Origin of the sequence: Phytoactinopolyspora limicola (assembly GCF_011320225.1) — a bacterium.
GTDB classification, from domain to species: domain Bacteria; phylum Actinomycetota; class Actinomycetes; order Jiangellales; family Jiangellaceae; genus Phytoactinopolyspora; species Phytoactinopolyspora limicola.
Genome location: NZ_JAAOEN010000014.1, coordinates 37,530 through 59,723 on the forward strand (window position 1 = coordinate 37,530; position 22,194 = coordinate 59,723).

Annotated in this window: 13 protein-coding genes and 2 CRISPR repeat arrays; of the genes, 7 read left to right on the forward strand and 6 right to left on the reverse strand. The window is 65.4% G+C overall.

The window, feature by feature from the left end; translation table 11 throughout:
* The first annotated feature begins 374 nt into the window (after window positions 1-374).
* From cas3g to cas2, 6 genes are read left to right on the forward strand one after another with little or no spacing between them, the layout of a single operon-like run.
* Window positions 375-2,774, forward strand: coding sequence for a type I-G CRISPR-associated helicase/endonuclease Cas3g (cas3g, locus tag G8760_RS23550; RefSeq protein WP_166355286.1), 2,400 nt, complete (start codon window positions 375-377; stop codon window positions 2,772-2,774).
* Complete coding sequence (gene cas8g1 / locus G8760_RS23555) at window positions 2,771-4,996, forward strand: type I-G CRISPR-associated protein Cas8g1/Csx17 (RefSeq protein WP_166355287.1); 2,226 nt, start codon at window positions 2,771-2,773, stop codon at window positions 4,994-4,996. Before cas3g ends, cas8g1 begins: the two co-directional genes overlap by 4 nt.
* Window positions 4,993-5,955: a type I-G CRISPR-associated RAMP protein Csb1/Cas7g gene (gene cas7g / locus G8760_RS23560; protein WP_166355288.1), complete on the forward strand. Its 963-nt coding sequence runs from the start codon at window positions 4,993-4,995 to the stop codon at window positions 5,953-5,955. Before cas8g1 ends, cas7g begins: the two co-directional genes overlap by 4 nt.
* 5 nt (window positions 5,956-5,960) lie before the next feature.
* A complete protein-coding gene (gene csb2 / locus G8760_RS23565; protein ID WP_166355289.1) occupies window positions 5,961-7,370 on the forward strand; it encodes a type I-G CRISPR-associated protein Csb2 in 1,410 nt (469 codons plus the stop codon).
* Complete coding sequence (cas4g/cas1g, locus tag G8760_RS23570) at window positions 7,367-9,028, forward strand: CRISPR-associated endonuclease Cas4g/Cas1g (protein WP_166355290.1); 1,662 nt, start codon at window positions 7,367-7,369, stop codon at window positions 9,026-9,028. The genes csb2 and cas4g/cas1g overlap by 4 nt, the downstream gene beginning before the upstream one ends.
* A 4-nt stretch (window positions 9,029-9,032) precedes the next feature.
* Window positions 9,033-9,320, forward strand: a complete 288-nt coding sequence (gene cas2 / locus G8760_RS23575; RefSeq protein ID WP_166355291.1) for a CRISPR-associated endonuclease Cas2 — start codon at window positions 9,033-9,035, stop codon at window positions 9,318-9,320.
* 176 nt (window positions 9,321-9,496) lie between these two features.
* Window positions 9,497-10,843: a CRISPR direct-repeat array (repeat unit 36 nt; unit sequence CCATTCCTGGTCATTACGACCAGGCTCCATTGCGGC).
* 102 nt (window positions 10,844-10,945) lie between these two features.
* Window positions 10,946-12,663: a CRISPR direct-repeat array (repeat unit 36 nt; unit sequence CCATTCCTGGTCATTACGACCAGGCTCCATTGCGGC).
* A 488-nt stretch (window positions 12,664-13,151) separates the two neighbouring features.
* Here the strand turns inward: cas2 and G8760_RS23580 are convergent.
* A complete protein-coding gene (locus tag G8760_RS23580) occupies window positions 13,152-14,315 on the reverse strand; it encodes an osmoprotectant NAGGN system M42 family peptidase (RefSeq protein ID WP_166355292.1) in 1,164 nt (387 codons plus the stop codon).
* 162 nt (window positions 14,316-14,477) lie between these two features.
* Between G8760_RS23580 and G8760_RS23585 the strand changes: the two genes are divergently transcribed.
* The gene (locus tag G8760_RS23585) at window positions 14,478-15,053 is read left to right on the forward strand and encodes a dihydrofolate reductase family protein (protein WP_166355293.1); all 576 of its coding nucleotides are present in this window, start codon (window positions 14,478-14,480) and stop codon (window positions 15,051-15,053) included.
* A 127-nt stretch (window positions 15,054-15,180) separates the two neighbouring features.
* On the opposite strand, the gene G8760_RS23590 is transcribed toward G8760_RS23585, so the two are convergent.
* The 5 genes from G8760_RS23590 to G8760_RS23610 form a co-directional block, all read right to left on the reverse strand.
* Complete coding sequence (locus G8760_RS23590; protein WP_166355294.1) at window positions 15,181-16,704, reverse strand: M48 family metallopeptidase; 1,524 nt, start codon at window positions 16,702-16,704, stop codon at window positions 15,181-15,183.
* Window positions 16,705-16,858: 154 nt separating this feature from the next.
* Window positions 16,859-18,598: an N-acetylglutaminylglutamine synthetase gene (ngg, locus tag G8760_RS23595; RefSeq protein WP_343074456.1), complete on the reverse strand. Its 1,740-nt coding sequence runs from the start codon at window positions 18,596-18,598 to the stop codon at window positions 16,859-16,861.
* A gap of 41 nt (window positions 18,599-18,639) precedes the next feature.
* Window positions 18,640-20,439, reverse strand: coding sequence for an N-acetylglutaminylglutamine amidotransferase (locus G8760_RS23600; RefSeq protein WP_166355295.1), 1,800 nt, complete (start codon window positions 20,437-20,439; stop codon window positions 18,640-18,642).
* A gap of 142 nt (window positions 20,440-20,581) precedes the next feature.
* Window positions 20,582-21,472 carry a F510_1955 family glycosylhydrolase gene (locus G8760_RS23605; protein ID WP_166355296.1) on the reverse strand — a complete coding sequence of 297 codons (891 nt, stop codon included), beginning with the start codon at window positions 21,470-21,472 and terminating at the stop codon, window positions 20,582-20,584.
* Entirely contained in the window at window positions 21,469-22,089 is a 621-nt protein-coding gene (locus G8760_RS23610; RefSeq protein ID WP_166355297.1) for a DUF305 domain-containing protein, read from the reverse strand. The genes G8760_RS23605 and G8760_RS23610 overlap by 4 nt, the downstream gene beginning before the upstream one ends.
* Window positions 22,090-22,194 lie beyond the last annotated feature (105 nt).

A 22,194-nucleotide genomic window follows, 5' to 3' on the forward strand; every position in this document is an offset into this window, starting at 1 on the left:
TACGCCTCGTACCCGGAGTGGTAGTCCAGCTAAGTCGCGCACCAACGGTGGCCGTCCCTGGAAGAAGGCACCAGGCGGCCGACGGAAAACCTGACCCAATTGCGTGGCCGCAGGCCCTTACCCCCAAGAATTGTTTTCCCCTCAACAGACCACCGAACTTAGCCCGTGACGATACCGGTCCCCGCTCATCTGTCAAGACCCCCAGAGCCCCGAACGATTTGAGAATTCGCGAACGACGCGGAGAACTCTCGCCACGAAATTCGGAGTATGGTCCGTGACTACACGTCGTTCGTGAGGGGTTCTGTCCGACCTGTCTGATTACGTCATGGGGGCCCGGACGGTGACGAGGGGCTAGGCACCAGTGAGGGGTAGCGATGGGTGGAGTTCGCGTCGGCTGCACTTTTGACGAGTTGGTGCTTGCAGCCGCTGGCCATGAGCCGTACCACTACCAGCGCCGGCTGGCGGTGGATGGGTTGCCCGAGTTGCTCAACGTGCCTACGGGCGCGGGGAAAACGCTGGCGGCCACGTTGCCGTGGCTCTATCGCCGCCGTTTCCATCCGGACGGCGCGGTTCGTGCGCCGACGCCGCGGCGGCTCGTCATCGTGTTGCCGCAACGCGCGTTGGTCGAGCAGACCGAACGTGTTGTCCGCGGGTGGTGTGAGAGCGTGAGCGTCAACATCGGTGTACACGTGCTGTTGGGTGGAGTGTCGAGGGACGACCGCGCCTGGAAGCTCCGGCCCGAGGCTGACGCGATCTTCGTTGGCACGCAGGACATGGTGCTGTCGCGGCTGCTGTTGCGGGGCTATGCGGAGGCGCCGGGAGCCCGGCCGATGTCTTTTGGGCTGCTGAACTCGGGCACTCAGTTCGTCTTCGACGAGGTCCAGTTGATGGGGCCGGGGTTGCCGACGTCGCTCCAGCTCGAGGCCCTCCGTCGGAGTCTCGGGACGGCCGAATCGTGTAGGTCGATGTGGATGTCGGCGACGGTCGACCTGGGCACCCTGGCCACGGTCGACTACGTGGGCCCGTCGACGACGGTCGAGATCAGTGAGGCCGACCGGACTGGTCCGTTGGCCGATCGCCTCGCGGCCACTCGCCTCGTTACCCGTCTGGACGTCAGCAACGATGCCAAGCGTTACCCGAGGGAGCTGGCTGCTGAGGTCATCGCGCGGCATAAGCCTGGTGCCCGAACGTTGGTTGTGCTCAACACGGTCGAACGTGCTCAGGCGGTTTACCAATCGCTCGCCGCGTTGTCCGGCGAGACGAGGACGCTCCTCCTGCATTCGCGATTTCGCCCACCGGACCGGCAGGCCCGTACGGCTGAGTTGGCGGACGTCGAGGACGGCATCGTCGTCGCCACGCAGGTTCTCGAAGCGGGCCTTGACATCACGTCGATGTTGCTGGTCACCGAGCTGGCGCCATGGTCGTCCATAATCCAGCGGGCGGGACGGTGCAACCGCGACGGCAACGCGCACGGCGCGGTGCTGGCGTGGGTCGCGCCGCCTGGCGGCCGGGCCAGCGCGGCGCCCTACGTGAAGGGAGATCTTGCAGCGAGTGAGGCGGCATTGCGGGATCTCGAAGGGTCGTCGGTCACCAGCGGGGATCTCATCTCTCGGGACGTCGCTCAGGAGCGATCCGTTTATCCGGTGCTGCGGCGTCGCGACGTGCTCGGTTTGTTCGATACGACGCCGGACCTTGCGGGCAACGACCTCGACGTCGGGCGCTGGATCCGAGACGCTGACGAGACAACCGTCTACGCCGCGTGGCGCAACGGCGAGCCGGACACCACCGCTGAGCAGTCGGCGGGCATCCCTTCAAGGGACGAATTGTGCCCCGTTCCAGTCGGTGGCCTGCGCGCCTGGGTGCGGAAGAAGAAGGCTGTTTGGCGCTATGACCACATGACGGCCGAGTGGGTCAGAGTTCTTGCCGAGCGTGATGTCCGGCCGGGGGCGGTGTATCTGCTCGTCGCCGCCGAGGGCGGTTACCTCCCTGAACTGGGCTGGTCTCCGAGAGAGCGCCGACCGGTACCTGTTATCGCCGGTGACGCTGTGGTGGACGCGGTCGATGCGGTGGGCGACGACACCGCGAGCGCCCGGAGTGGGCGTGCGGTCACCCTGGCTCAGCATCTCGATGATGTCGACCGCGAGGTTCATGCCCTGATCGATCAGCTAGGACCGCTGCTGGGTCTGGACGCGCATCACGTGGAGGCAGCGGCGCTGGCTGGTCGGTTCCACGACTTGGGCAAGGCGCACCCGGTGTTCCAGGAGTCCTTGCGCAACGCCGCCGACGGCGCCCTGGGGGACGGCATCTGGGCGAAGTCGGATACGCATCAGCGCTTGCGGCATCGTCGCCGGTACTTCCGGCATGAGCTGGTCAGCGCATTGATGCTCCTGGATGGCGCCAGCCACCTGCTGAACGGTGTGGACGACCCGGACCTGGTGGCCTATCTCGTCGCGGCACACCACGGCAAGGTCCGGATGGCCGTACGTTCGATGCCGGGGGAGTCCGAAGACGGGACCGTGCTCGGGGTTGGACATCCTGACGACGCCGCGACGTTGCCGTTGCAGCTCATAACCGGTGAAAGTGTGCCAGCTGTTCAGCCGGACCTCGATGCCATCCGGATCGGTTCAGACGGCGAGCCTACCTGGACGGCCCGGACCGCGGCTCTTCGAGACCGGCCTGACCTGGGACCGTTTCGGCTGGGTTTCCTCGAGGCCATCGTCCGTGTCGCCGACCAGCGGGTGAGCCGCCGGTACCAGGAGGGAACGGGCGCGTGAACAGCATCGTGTTGGTCGGATGCCGAGCCGAGCCGCTCGGTAGCTATCTCACCGGACTGGGCTTGTGGCGCGCAGTGGTCAGATTGCTTGACTCCGACGCGAAAGCGCATTGGTCGGCCGGTCAGATGGTGTTGACGACGAGGTTCGCCGACGTCGACGAGCTCACCGCACGGCTGGCCGAGACCTTCGAGCCGTTGCCGATCGTGTCGCCGTGGAACGCGGGATCGGGTTTCGCCGGCAATGGCAGGAGCCGCTCCGCCGAGGACACGTTGAACCGTATCCGGGTGTCCACCGATGGTCGACTCGCCGCGGTTCGCCACGCCGTCGCCGCGGCCGATCGGGTCGTCACTGAAGGACGGGACGCCGGCCTGGCCGGCAAAGGCGCCGAGATGTGGGCCAAGAAGCGCAAGGCCGACGTCGTCATGCTCGCTCGGAACATGTTGCCCGACGACGCGCTCGTGTGGGTGGACTCGACCGTGGTGCTGGGCCAGGACGACGAACCGGCGTATAACCGCCTGCTTGGCACTGGTGGCAACTTCGGCCGTCAGGACTTGTCCGCCACCTACCTTGAGCGTGCCGTGGCGCTGGTTGACCGGCCTGATCTCACCCGGTTGCGGGCGGCCTTGACCGGCGATGAGTCGGTTCGCTACAGCCGGGATGCCGTGGGGCAGTTCGATCCGGGTCGGGCCGGCGGCGTTCAGTCGTCGCCATGGGAGAAATCCGACGACAGAGGCTTCGTCAATCCATGGTCGTTTGTGCTCGGCCTCGAAGGCGCGGTCTTGTTCGCGGCGGCCGTCGTCCGGCGGTACGGGGCACAATCGGTCAACGCCGCGGTACCGTTCGTGGTCGCCGCTTCCACGGCCGGTTCTCCAGACGCCGCTGCTGGTGAGCAGGCCAGGGGTGAGATCTGGACTCCGATGTGGGAGCGGCCGGCCCGGCTGGCCGAAGTGGAGCAGCTCTTGAGCGAAGGCCGGGCTGAGTGGCGAGGTACGGCGGCGCGCACCGGCTTGGACTTCGTAAGAGCTATCTCGTCACTTGGGGTAGACCGAGGGTTGTCGTCGTTCACCCGGCACGTCGTCGTTGACCGCCTCGGGCAAAATCCCCTCGCTGTCCCGGTCGATCGAGTCAGCGTCGAACACCGGCCCGAAGTCCGGCTGCTCGGAGACCTGGACACCTGGTTGTCGGGTCTGCGTGGCCGGAACCTTCCCGCCGCGGTGGCGAGTGAACTGCGGGTACTCGACGCCGCCGTGTACGCGGTCTCGAGCGGCCAGGACCGCCGTGGTCTTCAACGGGTTCTTATGGCGCTGGGGAGTTTGCACGATGTGGTGGCACGGTCGGGACGGATCCGCGAAGTAGTCCGGCCGCTGGTTCTCAGACGCCCACACGAGTGGCTGGCGGCGCTGGATGGTGGTTCGCGCGAGGTGCGTTTAGCAGCGGCGCTGGCGTCGGGGCGCGACGGCGGAAAGCAGCCCGGTCCGGCGTTGCGTGAGCTGCTCACCCCGATACGGATAGAACGTGGCGTCGTGCGGTGGAGCGATCGGCCGACGCTGGTGCCAAGCGGCGTCGACGTGGCGACGATGCTGGCTATGGCGCATCGACGGCGTGCGAGGCCAGGAGTTGTTCCCGAACCGGGGGCGGCAGCGGACAATGATGGGGCAACACGTGACGGTGATGTGCAGCCCGCCGTGCGTGGAGTGTTCAGCGCGTTCCGACATGGCTCGTGGGCGCCGCTCGAGGACGTCGCCGCCGTAGCGATGGGGTCGATTGACCACCGTCTGTTCGGTGACTTGCTCCGTGGCTTCATGTTGGCGGACTGGCGGCGTGGAGAACGCGCTGACTGGCCGAAGGCGGAATGGCATCCGATTCCGTCCGCGCTCGCGTTGCTGTTGCCCTTCTACGCCGTCCACCCACTCAGAATTCACCAAGACGGCGATGAACAGGAACGAGACATCCTTCTCCGCCCGGGAACCCGCTGGATCACCCAACTGCTGTCCGGGCATACAGCACAGGTGGCAGCCGTCCTCGATGACGCTCGCCGGCGTCTCGTGATCGCGGGTATCGAGCGTCTCGTCCGACCGGCGGCAGACGTCGATGGTCCGGAGCTGGCTGCGGCGTTGCTAGTGCCAACGTCGTCGTCGGCCCGGCGTCGCGCGCTGCACGCTGTCGCTGACCTTCCTCAACCCCGCACCGAAAACCAGGATCTCGAAGGAGCAGAAGTATGACCGCGACCCGTCACGTCTACGACGCCGAACTCAAGCCGATCCTTGGCAGCACGTTTCAGCCAACCGGGTTCCCTGACCTGGGTGCCGCGACTTTCACTCGGCTAGAGGATGGGGAACCCGTCGAGTCTTTGCTGGTCGAGTCGGTGCAGTCGATGGCCAACCGGTTGGAAGCAACCGCGTGGAACCCGGGTTCGCAACAACCGGAAGATGTGGTGCAAGGACTCTCATATGTGCGCGTGGATCGTCAGAGCACCGGGGAGTTCCTGACCTCGAGCCGCCTCGAGGCACACCGACTCGCCTCACCGTTCGTATGGGAATCCGAAGGTGACGACGGCACCACGTTCTTCGACGTCATCACCGCGCGGCTCGGGTTGGCGAAGGATACGCCGCTGAACTATCCGAAGATGGCCCGCGCGATCCTGGAGCTGGATCCGTTCTGCCTCGTCCATGGGGTGTTCTTCTCTCGTAAGGAATGGCTCGGCCAGCCCAAGTTCCCTCGCGCGGTCAGCGGCGTCATCGAAGCACACAACGTCAAGCAAGCGCCGTCAGGCGGACGGAAGGCAGACCACGTACGTCATCAGCTGGACCGCGATGCCGAAGGTGGAGGAACCGCGGAGGGCTACGGCTCGGTGCCGTTCCACCGCATGGAATGGACCGCTGAGCGCATCGTGGCGTCGTTCGTTGTCGATGTTGATCTGCTGCGGTCGTATGGCCTGCCGGACGGCACCACCGACATGCTGATCACACTCGCCCAGTGGGAGATCCGGTCGCTGCTGTCCGGTGGCCTACGGCTGCGCACTGCTTGCGATCTGGAGGTTGTCGGCGACGCCGAGACACGCCGCGGCGACCCGTTGCCGAACCTGGACGAGCTGACCGAGCGGCTAACGACACTCATCGCCGAGAGCCGGGACGTTCTCGGCGATGGCGAACCCACCGTTGTCCGCTGGGCGAAAGGCTGATCCACATGGCTACCACTCTGGTGGTCTCGTTCGTCATGGGGCGCTATCACGCGACGCCATGGGGACGCCATGTCAACGAAGGGTCGGTCGAGTTGCCGCCGTCGCCATGGCGTCTGCTTCGCGCGCTGTACGCGGTCTGGAAGACTCGCGCGCCCGACCTCGACGCGCCCACGGTGATCGGGTTGTTCGGACGGCTCGCCGAGCCTCCAACCTACTTCGTGCCGCCGTTCCGGCTGGCGCACACACGGCACTACTACCCGGACAGCCAGCACCGCACGGGGAGTACCCCAAGCGTCGACCGGACGTTGGACGCCTTCGCGGTGTTCGCCCACAACGCCGAACTCGGCATCCGGTGGCCGTTCGACCTTGAACCCGAGCAGCACAAGGCGTTCGAGCGGCTCGCCTCGTCGTTGCCGTACCTCGGTCGGGCGGACAGTGTGTGCGAAGCCCGGGTGGTGGAGAACTGGACGCCGCCGGCCGATGCGGTCGCGTCCGGGCCGGTAGACGTCGGAGAGTCGGTGCCGTCGTCAACGAGCGTGATCCGGCTCCTGTGTCCGTCGCTGCCGCTGGACGTCGAAGCGTTGACGGATCGACCGGTTGACGTGCGGGCCGGCCGGCTGCTTTTTCCGTCGGGAACCCGGTTCGTTGGATATCTCAAGCCTGTCGAGCACGCGATCCCGGCGAGAACCGCACGACCGGCTGTCGGTCCGGTTCAGGCCGTGCGTTTCTCGGTGCTCAACCGGGTGCTCCCCGCCCTGAACGACATGGTGACGTTGACGCACCTACTGCGGCAGACAGTACTGAACAAGTTCTCCGATCAGCATCCGGCGTACTGGTGGTTCGCAGGCAAGGACCCGCACGGGCAACCACTGCACGGGCACAACCATCCCCACTACCTCGCGCTTCCCGACGAGCGGCACAGGGTCGGTGAGCTGGCCGTGTGGCTGCCGAACGCGACCAACGGCAGCGACGACGTTCTCCAACGCCTCTCCGGAGTGCGGCGTTTGTGGCGCCCTCACGACGGGGGTAGGCCAGAAGCGGCCATCGCGGTCCGTCTCTCCAGTTTCGGGACCGTTCAGCAGGTGCTGCCGGAGTATGCGGGCGAAAGTTCATCGTGGGTGTCGGCGACGCCATTCGTACCGACCGGACATCGCAAGGGGGAGTGGCAGGAGTTTCTCCGTCGTCGTTTGATCAGGGAGCTGGCCTACCGTGAGCATCTCCCCGCAGACGCACAAGTGACGCTCCTTCGGGGACCCGGCGTCAGAGTCGCACCACGGCGGCCGTACGAGCCGGGGACACATGTACCAACCCCGACGTGGCTGCGGATCGAATTCGCTCAGCCAGTGCCAGGTCCGGTTGTTCTTGGCAGGCTGGCTCATTTCGGGCTGGGATTGTTCAAGGTGGATTCGTCATGAACGCGGGCACCGAGGCGATACCTGAGTTGTTGCCAGCGCGCATGCTCAACGAATTCGTCTACTGCCCGCGGCTGTTCTACTTCGAATGGGTGGATACCAGGTGGGCGGATAACGACGACACCGAGGCCGGCAGGTTCACCCACAGGGTGGTTGATGAACCGGGCGGCCACATGCCGCCTCCCGAAGCTGTTGAGCTGCTGAAACAGGTGCGGTCGTTTCGCGTCGAAAACCGAGACCTCGGCCTGATCGCCGTCATCGATCGGATTGACGCCGGTGACGCCGGCGTCATCCCGGTCGACTTCAAGAAAGGGCGGCCCACTCCAGAGGGTGAACCATGGCCCACCGACCGTGCCCAGGTGATGGTGCAAGCGGTGTTGCTGTCCGCCGCTGGATACGACGTCGATCACGCCATCGTCTACTACGCCGAGACGAATCAGCGCATCGTCGTGCCTGTCACGGACGCCGACTACGACGAAGTCCACGACCTGGTCAGCGCGGCACGCGAGGTAGCCAACCAGGTCAAGCCTCCGCTGCCTCTAGTGAGCAGTCCGAAATGCCCACGCTGCTCACTCGTCGGGCTGTGCCTGCCGGACGAGACCAACGCACTGTTGGAACGTGCCGAGACACCCCCGCGGCGGATTACCCCCAGGGATCCTGATCACCGCCCGCTTTATGTCACGGAGCAGGGAGCCTTCGTCGGCGTGAAGGGCGGCCGGTTGGTGGTCACGAAGGCGAAGGAAAAGCTCGCCGACGTTCGCCTCATCGATGTTGCTCAACTGTGCCTGTTCGGTCATGTCCAGGTGTCCTCCGAGGCTCTGAGCCGACTATGGACACACGGCGTCCCCGTTCTGTGGTTCAGCTATGGAGGCTGGCTGCGTGGCTGGGCACAAGGTGAACCGTCGCGCTACGTCGAGCTCCGACGTCGGCAGGTGATTGTGCATGGCCAGGGTGGGCTCGGAATCGCTTGCCGAATGATCGCCGGGAAGATCCGCAACTGCCGCACCTTGCTCCGACGCAACTCCCGCGGTGACGTGTCATCGGTGGTCGAAGCGTTGGGACGCCTCTACTCGCAGGCTGAACGCGCGACGTCGATACCTGAACTTCTCGGCATCGAAGGGACAGCGGCGCGGATCTACTTCGGTGAGCTCACGACGATGGTGGCGCCCGCGCGCAGCCACCTCGCCAGCGGCTTCGACCGCGACGGCAGGACCCGCAGACCTCCAACGGACCCGGTGAACTGCCTCCTGAGCTACGCCTACGCGCTGCTACTCAAGGACATCGTCGCAGTATGTCTTGGTGTCGGGCTCGACCCATTCATCGGCGTGCTGCACCGTCCCCGGTTCGGACGACCGTCGCTGGCCTTGGACCTCGCCGAGGAGTTCCGACCGCTCATCGCGGACTCGGTCGTGATCGGGCTGTTGAACAACGGCGAGGTCGACTCGCACGACTTCATCATCCGCGGCCGGGGCGTGACGCTGACTCAGAACGGTCGGCGTACCGTGCTACGGGCCTACGAACGCCGCCTTGACCAGACCGTCACTCACCCGACGTTTGGTTACAAGATCAGCTATCGGCGGGTCATCGACGTGCAGGCCAGGATCATGGCCGCGGTCATGATCGGTGAGCTACCCGACTACGTGCCGATGACCACCAGGTGACACCGTGAGCCGCCGCCGCTACCTCATCGCCTACGACATCAGCGACCCGAAACGTCTACGCCGGGTCATCAAAGTCATGGAAGCGTATGGCCAGCGCCTGCAATACTCGGTCTTCCTATGCGACCTGTCCGGCATGGAATTCACCCGCTGGAACCGGGATGTGCTGGAGGTCGTTCATCTCGGCGAGGATTCCGTCGTGACAATAGACCTAGGATCGGTCGAAGCGGCAGCCGAGGTGCGAACCCTCGGCAGGCCCCGGACCCTGCCATCGACAGGCCCGACAATCGTGTGACACTTCCGTGCGAGCGGTGGGTCGTCGACTCCCTCCCTGGGAGGTGCTCGCACGCAGGTCAACAGCAAGGTCCACGCCGAAACCGAGGTCAACCCCGAGCCTCGAAGGCGAGGTCAAACCCGTCGCTCGCGCAGGCTTCCATTCGCCCAGGTCAGACGGCTAGAATCTCAGGAGCTCCATTCCTGGTCATTACGACCAGGCTCCATTGCGGCGACAGCTCCATTTGAGTCCATCCTAGGCGCGCTAGCCATTCCTGGTCATTACGACCAGGCTCCATTGCGGCAAGCTTGGGCCGAGACGGTCCGTAAGTCTGCCGGTATGCCATTCCTGGTCATTACGACCAGGCTCCATTGCGGCGCTCGGGGTGATCTCCGACTCCACTTCGCTCGACGGCGCCATTCCTGGTCATTACGACCAGGCTCCATTGCGGCCTGGAAGTGTCTGTCTGGCGTCAGGAGGCCGAGAACCATTCCTGGTCATTACGACCAGGCTCCATTGCGGCCTAAATAGCTTTCTCGTTCCCTTTGGGCGTTCGACCATTCCTGGTCATTACGACCAGGCTCCATTGCGGCAATAACGGCACGGTATGACGCTCGGCGCGTCGGCAGCCATTCCTGGTCATTACGACCAGGCTCCATTGCGGCTAGGCAGGCTAGAAACGAGACAGTAGGAGAGATCACCATTCCTGGTCATTACGACCAGGCTCCATTGCGGCGGAAAGAACAGTACAGCGTTTAGCAGCTTCCGGAAACCATTCCTGGTCATTACGACCAGGCTCCATTGCGGCCGTTCCATCCACCGCTCAGGGTCCTTGATGTCGCCCCCATTCCTGGTCATTACGACCAGGCTCCATTGCGGCGGGCGTATGGCACGGCGGTCATGGCTATAGTCGTGGCCCATTCCTGGTCATTACGACCAGGCTCCATTGCGGCTGGATTCCCGAAGCCCTGCCACTGAGCTACAACCCCCACCATTCCTGGTCATTACGACCAGGCTCCATTGCGGCCACGCCGGTGTCGGCGTGGACACGATGCGGCACCGCCTGGCCATTCCTGGTCATTACGACCAGGCTCCATTGCGGCACTCGTGAACGCGTAGGACCTCACTACCGGCTGCACGCCATTCCTGGTCATTACGACCAGGCTCCATTGCGGCCAAAGGGTAGGTAGGTTTTTGCGTAATTGGATTTGTCGACCATTCCTGGTCATTACGACCAGGCTCCATTGCGGCGGAGCCGCCGGCGATGACCGGGTGCACGCCGGCCGCCCCATTCCTGGTCATTACGACCAGGCTCCATTGCGGCCGGGATCCCGCCGAACGACTGGGTCCCCGAGGCGGCCGCCATTCCTGGTCATTACGACCAGGCTCCATTGCGGCATCCTGACTGATTCAAGGTTGAACCCGGTGTCTCGCCATTCCTGGTCATTACGACCAGGCTCCATTGCGGCAGCTTCGGCGGCGGATTGTTTGCTCATGGTGCCCAAGCCCATTCCTGGTCATTACGACCAGGCTCCATTGCGGCGCGATGGGCCAGAGGTGGCAGCATCAGCCAGCGGGCGCCCATTCCTGGTCAGGCTCCATTGCGGCACATCGATGGTGCACCGGTTGTCATCGACGGTTTTGTGCCATTCCTGGTCATTACGACCAGGCTCCATTGCGGCCGCCCGTCGATGCGCTACCCGTCATTGAGCCCGCCGCCATTCCTGGTCATTACGACCAGGCTCCATTGCGGCCATTCACAGGGTCGGTTCCATTGTCCATTTGCTAACACGCCATTCCTGGTCATTACGACCAGGCTCCATTGCGGCGTCGGGAGTCGGTACCAGCAGTTGCGGCAGGCGAGGTGCCATTCCTGGTCATTACGACCAGGCTCCATTGCGGCCGATCCCAGCTCATGCGGGCTGCCTCACCTTGGCTTCGACCATTCCTGGTCATTACGACCAGGCTCCATTGCGGCGGCACGGCAGCCTCCAGGGATGCTTGCAGGGCAGGGTGCCATTCCTGGTCATTACGACCAGGCTCCATTGCGGCGGGCCAAGCGCCATCCACCGGAACGATGGTCGTACGCCATTCCTGGTCATTACGACCAGGCTCCATTGCGGCACGGCGGTCACCTCCCGGTGAGAAAGAACGGCGCGCCATTCCTGGTCATTACGACCAGGCTCCATTGCGGCCAATAGCCGAGTAGCAGAGAAGGTCCAGAAACGAGTCGCCATTCCTGGTCATTACGACCAGGCTCCATTGCGGCACGCCGCTGGCGTGTGCTGCCTGTGCGGTAGCGCCGATCCATTCCTGGTCATTACGACCAGGCTCCATTGCGGCGGCGCCAGCGCGAAGCAGGTCGGACCGCGTCGTGCCCCATTCCTGGTCATTACGACCAGGCTCCATTGCGGCCGAAGTCGATCCGGCACCTTGCCTCAGTGGTGGCTGGCCCATTCCTGGTCATTACGACCAGGCTCCATTGCGGCATGGAGCGGTCCTCGACCAGGTAGCCGCCGTCCTTCCATTCCTGGTCATTACGACCAGGCTCCATTGCGGCGACATCCGCGAGATGGCGAACGCAGCCTCTTCGGCGGCCATTCCTGGTCATTACGACCAGGCTCCATTGCGGCATGCAGCCGTACACGGGGGTGCTCGTCGGATGATCGACCATTCCTGGTCATTACGACCAGGCTCCATTGCGGCATCAGGTACGACTCCGTGGTCGGGACGCCGCGGAACCATTCCTGGTCATTACGACCAGGCTCCATTGCGGCGGGGATGCCGTCGCGGCGGGTGAGGAACGCGTCGATTCCATTCCTGGTCATTACGACCAGGCTCCATTGCGGCAATATGTCAGCCCTGGCGCTGCTCGCCATCGAGGAGCCATTCCTGGTCATTACGACCAGGCTCCATTGCGGCTCGTCTTCCCTGGGGCGATCAGGTGTATCAACGGCGGGCCATTCCTGGTCATTACGACCAGGCTCCATTGCGGCGGGTCTGATCTTGTATCGCACTCGTGCCGGCACGCCGGGCCATTCCTGGTCATTACGACCAGGCTCCATTGCGGCTGCCAGGACCACGAGCGGATCCGACGGACCAAGACATCCATTCCTGGTCACTACGACCAGGCTCCATTGCGGCGAGCTGGCGGACCGCGAGACGTGGGCGCTGTTTCACCGCCATTCCTGGTCATTACGACCAGGCTCCATTGCGGCGGGTCTGATCTTGTATCGCACTCGTGCCGGCACGCCGGGCCATTCCTGGTCATTGCGACCAGGCTCCATTGTGGCTCTCGCATGCTTGCGCGATTGGCCTTGGCGCCAGGCCATTCCTGGTCATTGCGACCAGGCTCTGTTGCGGCAGGGCCCTGAATGGGGAGATATTCCTCGCTGCGGCCGTGATGCCGATCGGTGGAGGGTTTTCGGCGCGACGGTGGAGGGGTCTCCTTGCTATAGCGAGTACTACCTTCCACTGTCACACCGAAAACCCTCCACCGTCACAAGGAACAGTGCCAATTAGGTGCGGTATCCCGCGATGTCACTCGACCTGCCCGAGCCACGATGCCCCAAAAGAACATCACATTGTCAGACCCCAACTGCACCCCAATTGCGAAGGGTCTCTTTACGACCGGGCACCCAATGCGGCTGTGACCCGCGATTGGCGGCCCGAGATCGCCATTCCTGGTCGCTGCGGGCTAGGAACCATCACGGCCGTTGTTAACTTGGCCAGCGTCGGTCTCCTCAGAATCTCGGGATGGCCGTCAGCAGGTATGCCGGTGCGGCCACCCGCATGCCAAATGGGCAGGCGGGGGCGAGCCCCGCCATGGCCGTGCGGGTGGTGCGGCCGGTCTCAGCCGTGTCGGCCGGGGGTGTGCTCGGGCTCCGGCTCGGCGGGCTGGACACTGTGGCTTGGGAAGTCCTCGAGGCTGCCCGTCGGGCCTTCGTCCCACTCGGAGAAGGTGAGCGGGCTGGACAGGTAGATGGTGAGCAGTTCGGCGATGCGGCGTACGCCGTCGATGTGGGTGCGCTCGTGGCCGTGGCTGGACTCCACGCCGAAGCCGATCAGGGCGGTGCGGCACTCCATGCCGGACTCGATGGCGGGTGCGGCGTCGGAGCGGTAGAAGCGGTAGACGTCGCGCCGGTAGGGCAGGCCGTTCTCCTCGCACAGGCTGATGAGCCGACGGGTGAGGTGGTAGTCGAACGGGCCGGTGGAGTCGAGCATGCCCACGTTGACGGTGTCTTCTCGGGACTCTTGGCCCGCGCTGACGACGGCGTTGTCGACGGCGACGAGTTCGGCGACGCGGTCGTCGAGGCCGTGGGTGGCGCCCATGCCGACCTCCTCGCCGATGGTCACGAGCAGGTAGGCGGTGACCGGCAAGGCTAGACCGCGATCGGCCAGCGCTTTCACCGCGGCCAAACACGCGGCGACACCGGCTTTGTCGTCCAGGTGCCGCGACTTGATGTACCCGTTGGGGGTGATCTGCGGTGCGGCGTCGAGGGCGACGAAGTCTCCGACCTCGATGCCCAGTTCGGCGACGTCGGCCCGGCTCTCGACCGGCTCGTCGAGCCTGATCTCCACCTGGTGCCAACCAACCCCTTGGGTGTCGACGGAGTCGCCGAAGTTGTGCCCGCTGGACTTCAGCGGCAGCACGGTTCCGGTGTAGATGCGGGTGAGATCGTCGATGAAGACCGTGACGTGAGCGCCTTCGGCGAAGCGCGCGCTGTGGGTGCCGATGGGTACTACTTCGAGACGACCGTTGCTCTTGAGCCGCTTGACCATGCAGCCGATGGTGTCCGCGTGAACAACAACCGCCCGGCTGGTCTCGTCGGATTCTCCGGCCAGGGTGGCTCGTAGTACCCCGCGGCGGGTCAGCTGTACGGGAAGCCCGAGTTCGGCGAGGCGGTCGCCGATGATCTGCATGACGGCGTCGGTGCGGCCGGACGGGCTCGGGGTGCGCAGCAGCTCCATGAGCACGTCGCGCAGGTATTCTTCGTCGATCTCGAAGCGGTCCATACGCCAAGCTTGACACGGGTCGCGCGTGGACAGCCCGCCAGGATGGACAGCCCCCGCCTGCCCCGGTGATCATTGGCTTTTGACTACCGGATCCGGTAGTCAAAAGCCAATGATCACCGGGGCAGGCGGGGGCCGTTCTCCGGCTGGAAGCAGAGGTGGCACATGCGAAAGCTCGTCTACTACGTCGGATCCAGCATCGACGGTTACATCGCCGGTCCGGACGGATCGTTCGATTTCTTCCCGCTCGAAGGTGACCACATCGAGGCACTCATAGCGGAGTACCCCGAGACCATACCGGGGCACTTCCGCGACGCGCTCGGAGTGAACGTACCCAACAGGACCATCGATACCGTGCTGAAAGGACGTAGCACCTACGAGGTAGGCCTCCGGGAAGGCATCACCAACGCCTATCCCCACCTGCGCAATCTCCTGTTCTCACGCACCATGACCAGCAGCCCGGATCCGACCGTCGAACTCGTGTCCACGGATCCGGTCGACAAGGTTCGAGACCTCAAGCGGCAGGACGGCTTGGACATCTGGCTGTGTGGCGGGGGCCAGCTCGCAGCGGCCCTTCGATCCGAGATCGATGTTCTGGTGGTCAAGCTCTATCCGGTCGTCGCGGGGAAAGGGATCCCGCTGTTCGATGGAGAATTCGAGCCTCAGCGGTTCGAGCTGAAGACTAGCCGCACATTCAACAGTGGAATGGCGTTGCTCACGTACCAGGTGGGTGCTGACTGACCGGGCGCCAAGGCGGACGTGCCGCCACCTGTCGGTGGAGGGGTTGTCAGGCCGGACACGCACACCGTTGCTGGTGAACGAGTTGTCCGGCCTGACAACCGGCAAAGAGTGGGGGGAACGAGAGGGGTTAGGTGGTGGTCTCGGGGACGGGGGCGGACGGCCGGGCCGGGTCCAGCGCGAAGGACGGCACGTAGTCGACCCCGATGCCGCTCCGGGCCAGCCAGTCGCGCACCGCGGGTATCTGGGAGCCAGGGTCGGCGACGATGGAAGCGGCGAACTCGTCGAGCTTGATCTCGTTGCCGTTGGTGTCGAGCAACCGCGGCGACGACGACCACGACAGCGCCCAATAGGCCGAACCGTGCTCGATCAACGCTGCCTCGAGTGCGCGGGCGATGAGGTGGTCGAGCAGTCGCGGGTCGTCCGGCCAGCCTTCAACCTGCACTAGCGCCGTGCGTAGCTCTTCGGCCTGTCCACGCAGCATCACCTCGAACGCGGCGTCCAGGGTCGGCTGAGCCGCGCCGAGTAGCCGTTGCCCGAGGATCGCGAGGTCGGCCGCGGGGTTGCGGTTGCTCACCACGTACATGCCACGGGCGACGATGTCTTCCCACGACACCGCGGGCATGGCGAGCGCTTCTTCGCTCAGGAACCAGGTGGTGGCGGTCTGTGTCGCCGTACTTGGGTCGCGGAGCAACATGATGGCGGGGCGCTCGTCCGGGGTGATCGGCTGATCGGGTTGACGTTCGATGTTCGCCAGCCGGTCGGGCAGCGACGGGTGGGAGTCGTAGGGCGAGTGCCCGCCCTGTTCGGAGATCATCGCGGCCATTTCTCGCTGCCGCACGGGATCGCTGACCAGCGAGTGGAATCCGCCGAACATGTCGGCTGGGCGGGCGTTTGCGGGGCCGATCAGGCGGGCGTAGTTCTCGATGAAGTAGTCCCAGGCGGGAGCGAGCCCGTGGACCTTGCGTAGGGCGCTCGACGCTGCCGCACGCCCGGCGATGGTCACCGAATGCTGGTCGGCTTCGAGTTCCTGGCGACGGGACACCGACTGCGACACCCGGAAGAAGAACTTGGCGTAGCCGACGAAGATCCGCCGGACGAATGGGTGTTTCTCGAGGCCCTGGACCGTGGCTATCAGCGACGTGCGGCCCCGGTAGACCGGAGCGCCTAGACGGGTGTGCGAACCGCTGTAGTGGCCGAGTTCGTGCCCGAGGATGGAACGCATCTCGTCGACGGTCATGGTGGTCAGGAGGGGCATCCCGATGTACATACGCCGCCGGGTCGCCTTCAGCCCGAGGAATTTGGTGTCTTCGCTGACGGCCGCGTTGACGTCACCGACGATGCGGATCTCGTCCGGTGGTGCGGTTTGAACCTGCTCGGCTAGTTCGTTGACGGTTTGCCAGAGCACGGGCTCGTCGTCCGGTGTCACTTCGATGCCGGGCGGCTCGCCGGACTGCTGTATGGATACGACGATCAAGGCGCGGATGAGCGCCAGGGCGGCCAGGGTCAGGATGACCGCCGCCTGGAGCCCGTCACCACCGCGTTGGATGACGGCGATGTCGAGGACGACGGCCCCGACGACGATGAGCGCCACCAGCAGGTAGAAGCCGCCCAGCAGGGCCACCGCCACGAGCGCTCGGAAGGTTGTCTTCATAGGTATGAACTCCTGAGGTCGATCACGAGGCGGGCGAGTTTAACACCGCCCTCTGTCGACAATTCAGGTCGGGCCGGGGCATAAGCCACGGTGGCAATGTGCATCGACGAGCGCTCGCGGTCGCCGTTTCTCGCCGGGGTTGCGGAGCCAGCTCTCAGTCGGATGTACCCGGCGCGGGTGCCGGCTCCCAGGCTCGATGCGCGGAGCGGGTCTCCGGGAACAGCAGGTCCACGAAGCGGGCGGCGGTCGGCTGCGGTTCGTGGTTGGCCAGGCCGGGCCGTTCATTGGCCTCGACCAAGACGTACTCGGGCTGATCGACGGCCGGAACGAGCATGTCGAGGCCGGTGACCGGGATGTCGATGGCTCGGCTGGCGGTCACCGCCGCCTCGGCCAGGTGCGGATGCAGTTGCGCAGTGACGTCGTGGATGGTGCCGCCGGTGTGCAGGTTGGCCGTGCGGCGTACCCGCAGCGACACCCCGTCGGGGAGGACGTCGTCCATGTCATACCCGGCCGCCCGCACGGTGTCGGCGGTGACGTCGTCCATGGGAATGGTGGACTCGCCGCCAGTGGCGGCCGCCCGGCGCCGGCTATGCCGTTCGACGAGATGGGCGACGGTGTGCCGGCCGTTGCCGACGACGATGGGTGGGCGACGGACCGCCGCGGCGACCACCTGGTGTCCAATCACGACGATGCGCAGGTCCTCACCCTCGACACACTCTTCGAGCAACACGTCGGGACAGTAGGTGTGTGCGAGGTCGATGGCTCGGCTCAGGGCCTCGGGGTCCGTGACGCCCACCGTGATCCCTCGGCCTTGCTCGCCACGGGCGGGTTTGACCACTACCTCGCCGACCTCATCGAGAAATGCGACGTTCGCGTGGTCTTCACCAGCAGTGCGACCCCGGGCCACCCGCAGGCCGGCCTCGTCGAAGATCCGCCTGGTCACCCGTTTGTCGTCGCAGCGGCTCATCGCGACGGCGGTGGTCAGCTCCGACAGCGACTCCCGGGCGACGATCTTCCGGCCGCCGTGGACCAGGCGCATCTCGCCCCAGCCGGGGTCGAGGACCTCTACGAGAATCCCCCGCCGGCGTGCTTCGTCGGCGATGATCGTCGCATAGGGGTTCAGCTCGACGAGGTCAGCCTCGGGTTCTGGGACGAACAGCGGCTCGTTGATGATGTTCTTGCGTTTGACCGCGAAGACCGGCACCCGTCGAAAACCCAGCTTCTTGTACAGCCGGATGGCCGGATCGTTGTCGTGCATCACCGACAGGTCGAGATGATCCCGCCCACGGCCGATGTACCGCTCGGCGAGCACCCGGACCAACGCTTCGCCCACGCCTGGGACAGGGGTCTGCGGGTCGACGGCCAGGCACCACAGGCTGGCCCCGCGGTCGGGGTCGTCGAAGGCGAGTTCGTGGTCGATACCGGTGACCGTGCCGATCACCGCGCCGGTGCGTTCGTCCTTCGCGATCAGGTATGTGAAGGTGCGAGTGCGCTGGTTCGACCACATCAGCTCCGGGTCGGCCGGCACCATGTGACGCGCGGCGTAGATGCGGTTGACCTCGTCGGCATCACTGGCGTCGGACATCGTGCTGACCACCACACCCGGGATCAGCTCGCGTCGGGGCCGGTACCGGTGCAGCTCCAGTCGGTACGTCATCGATGGATCGATGAACAGCTCGTCCGGGGCGCGGGACACCAGCACATGCGGGTCCGGCACGTACATGGCGATGTCGCGGCGGCCTTCCTCCTCCGCCCGGAGCAGGTGGATGAGCGCGTCGTCGTCGTCGAAGGTCTGAGCGAACAGCAGCCGTCCCCACCCGCAGTCCATCGCGACGTCGCGGCGCATGTCGCGTACGAGGTGTTCCGGCGTCTCCTGCCACGGTCGGCTCCACAGCGGCCGGCGTGGCTCGCTGCCTCCTCGGCGCCGGGCGTCGGTCACCGGGTGGTGCCCGTCTCGCCCAGGTGCGTTTGTAGCCACATCTCGAGCAGGCCGAGTTGCCACAGCCGGTTGCCGCGCAGCGGCGTCAGCTCGGCGTTGGGATCGGCCAGCAAATGGTCGACGTAGGTGTCATGGAACAGCCCGCGGGAGCGTGCGGCGGGGGAGTGCAGGGCGTCCCGTACTCGATCGAGGTACGGGCCACGCAGGTATTTGAGCGCCGGTACCGGGAAGTATCCCTTGGGCCGGTCGATGACCTCATGGGGGAGCACCCGGCGGCCGGCCTCCTTGAGCACACCTTTACCCTCCTGGGCCAGCTTGAGCTCGGGCGGACACTGTGCGGCCAGCTCCACGAGTTCGTGGTCGAGGAACGGCACCCGGGCTTCCAGGCCCCAGGCCATGGTCATGTTGTCGACCCGTTTGACGGGGTCGTCGACGAGCATCACCTGGGTGTCGAGGCGAAGCGCGGCGTCGACGGCGGTTTCGGCATTGGGACGACGCATGTGGTCGGTGACGTATTCGAGGCTGACCGGCGAGCCGGCGAGGTGTTCGGGGCGGACGACGTCACGCATGGCGTCGTGGTCGCGGTCGAAGAACGCCTGCGCGTAGATGTCGACGGCGTCGGCGCGGTCTACCCCGGCCAGCGGCGGGTACCAGTGGTAGCCGGCGAACACCTCGTCGGCGCCCTGTCCGGACTGCACCACCTTCACGTGTTTGCTGACTTCCTGGCTGAGGAGGAAGAAGGCGACCGCGTCGTGGCTGACCATCGGCTCACTCATGGCGCGGATCGCGTCGTCCAGCGCCGGCAGCATCCGTTCGGTGCCGATCCGGATCTGGTGATGTTCGGTGGCGAACTCGCGGGCGATGACGTCGGAGTATTTGAACTCGTCGCCTTCCTCACCGCCGACGGTCTCGAAGCCGATGCTGAACGTGTTGAGCCCGGTCTGGCCTTCTTGTGCCAGTAGGCCGACGACGAGGCTGGAGTCGAGGCCTCCGGAGAGCAACACGCCCACGGGGACGTCGGCCACGAGCCGGCGGCGCACCGCGACCCGCAGCGACTCCAGGACGGCTTCTTCCCAGTCGGTGTCGCTCCACCCGGCCTTGTGGGGGTCGCGGGTGGCGTCGAGGTCCCAGAACACCCGATCGCGGCTGGTGCCGTCGGACTCGACGACGCGGACCGTGGCGGGTGGCAGCTTCCGGACACCCTTGAGGATGGTGTAGGGCGCGGGGACGACGGCGTGCCACGACAGGTAGTGGTGCAGGGCTACGGGATCGATGCTGGTGTCGACGTCGCCGGCGCGCACTAGGGCCGGCAGGCTGCTGGCGAACCGGATCCGGTCGCCTTGCTCGGTGTAGTACAGCGGCTTGATGCCGAGGCGGTCGCGCGCCAGGACCAGGCGGCCCGAGTCGCGTTCGTGGATGGCCAGGGCGAACATACCCATGAAGTGTTCGACGAAGTGCTCGCCCCAATGGTGGTAAGCCTTGGCGATGACCTCGGTGTCCGATGTGGAGAAGAACCGGTAGCCGTGGCCGGTCAGCTCGTCGCGGAGTTCCTTGTAGTTGTAGATGCAGCCGTTGAAGGCGATGGTCAAGCCGAGTTCGGAGTCGACCATGGGCTGGTGCCCGTGGGGCGAGAGGTCGATGATGGACAGCCGCCGATGGCCGAGGGCAAGTGAGCCGTGGGCGTACGCCCCGTAATCGTCGGGTCCACGCGCCACCATCGCGTCGCACATCTGGGCCACGGCCGCGAGGTCAGCCGGGCGGCCGTCGAACGTGTACTCGCCGGAGAGTCCGCACATGTAATTCGACCCTACACGGCGGCGCTCCGCTGCGATACGCGGACCTTCCATCACCCTCCGTGATCGTTGCCGTGATCCGGTCGCTGCGCCAACCCGCGACCAGGTGTTTTAGGTTGGCGCAGCGACCGGATCCGGTTAACGATCACCAGGTGTGGACTTCGGAGAACGACGCGCCCGCATCGGTCGACCTGAGCAACGAGTCCTCCAACGCCACGTACACGTCGCCGTCGGCGCTCACCGCTAGGGCTTGCGGGCGGGCACCGAGCCGAGCGCGCTCGTCCCACGTACGGCCGTCGTCACCACCGCTGTACACCGCGCCGTCCGGGCCGACCCCGTACAGGTCGCCACCGTCCGTCCACTCCACGAACATGATCGACGGAGCCTCGTCGAGCACGTCGAACGTGGCGCCGGCGTCCTCACTGATCATCAAGCCGGCTTCGGTGGTGATGGCGAGTGTCGACGGGTCGTCCGGACTGATGGCGAGGTCCGCCATCCAGTGTTGCCCGAGATGTTCCCAGAGCTCGCCGTCGTCGCTGGTCATCAGCTCCCCGGACGTGCTGTCGAACCCGAAGATCACACCGTTGCTGGTGTCCAGCGCATGGAAGTCGACCTCCCCGGACAGAGCGACGTTCTCCCACGTCCGGCCCCGATCCGGGCTGCGGAGCAGGCCAAGGTTCCCGGGCAGGTCGGTTCGGCTGTTGGGGTGCCCGCTGGCCAGGAAGGTGGTGTCGTCGACGACGGTGAACCCCATAAAATCGTGGTCGTCGTCGCTGACCCGGGACACCTCACCACCATCGACGGCGAAGAGCCCAAAGTGGGTAGCGACGTACACGACGTCGTCGATGACGCCGAGCCCATGGATATGCCCGAAGGCGGGCGCGACCTCGTCAGCGTCCGGTGATTCAGCCGGTGCCCCAGGACCGTGATCGTCGGCCACGGCCGGGCCATCGTCGTCGCCCCCGCATCCCGCCGCGAGAAGCCCGATGGCCAGCATGGCCGCGATCGCCTTCCCCAACCGCCACCGCGAGGTCACCGTGACACCTTCTCGAGCAGGTCCCTCATCTGGTCGATCTCCGTCTGCTGAACCTCGATGATCTCCTCGGCGAGGTCCGCGACGTCGGGGTCGGCCCCATCGGAGAGGACCACGTCCGACATGGTGATGGCGCCCTCATGGTGGTCGATCATCATGGTCAGCCACATCTGATCGAACTCGGTGCCGGAGGAGTCCTCGAGAGCGGCCATGTCGTCGTCGCTCATCATTCCGGCCATGCCGTCCTCGCTGCCGTGACCAGCATGACCGTCGTCCCCGTCGGCGGCTGGGACGTCCTCGCCCCAGGCCTCCAGCATCTCCGACATCAGGTCGATCTCAGGCTGCTGGGCGGCTTCGATGTCTTCGGCTAGAGCCTGGACCTCTGGGGTGGTGCTGCGTTCGGGCACGAGAGCCGACATCTCGATGGCTTGGGCGTGATGGGGAATCATCCCTTGAGCGAACGTGACGTCGGCAGCGTTGAACGCCGCGTCGCCAGCGCCGTCGTCGGTGTCGTCGCCGCCGCAGGAGACGAGCACAGTAGCGACGAGAAGTGCGCCGGCAACGTGAAGGACGGCTTTCGTGGAGCGGCCGGGCGAACGGTGATGTATGGGGTTACGCATGATGTGTCCTCTAGTTTCTCTGGTGTGGTCTGTCTGGTGACGACTGGGCGGTCGGTGGCGGCGGGCTCGACGTCAGGCACGACGCGCTGACGTTGATGGACCGGC

Excerpts from the sequence above, each read along its gene's own strand:
- cas3g (WP_166355286.1), top strand. The coding sequence starts at position 375 with ATGGGTGGAGTTCGCGTCGGCTGCACTTTTGACGAGTTGGTGCTTGCA.
- cas7g (WP_166355288.1), top strand. The coding sequence starts at position 4,993 with ATGACCGCGACCCGTCACGTCTACGACGCCGAACTCAAGCCGATCCTT.
- csb2 (WP_166355289.1), top strand. The coding sequence starts at position 5,961 with ATGGCTACCACTCTGGTGGTCTCGTTCGTCATGGGGCGCTATCACGCG.
- cas4g/cas1g (WP_166355290.1), top strand. The coding sequence starts at position 7,367 with ATGAACGCGGGCACCGAGGCGATACCTGAGTTGTTGCCAGCGCGCATG.
- G8760_RS23580 (WP_166355292.1), bottom strand. The coding sequence starts at position 14,315 with ATGGACCGCTTCGAGATCGACGAAGAATACCTGCGCGACGTGCTCATG.
- G8760_RS23585 (WP_166355293.1), top strand. The coding sequence starts at position 14,478 with ATGCGAAAGCTCGTCTACTACGTCGGATCCAGCATCGACGGTTACATC.
- G8760_RS23590 (WP_166355294.1), bottom strand. The coding sequence starts at position 16,704 with ATGAAGACAACCTTCCGAGCGCTCGTGGCGGTGGCCCTGCTGGGCGGC.
- G8760_RS23600 (WP_166355295.1), bottom strand. The coding sequence starts at position 20,439 with ATGTGCGGACTCTCCGGCGAGTACACGTTCGACGGCCGCCCGGCTGAC.
- G8760_RS23610 (WP_166355297.1), bottom strand. The coding sequence starts at position 22,089 with ATGCGTAACCCCATACATCACCGTTCGCCCGGCCGCTCCACGAAAGCC.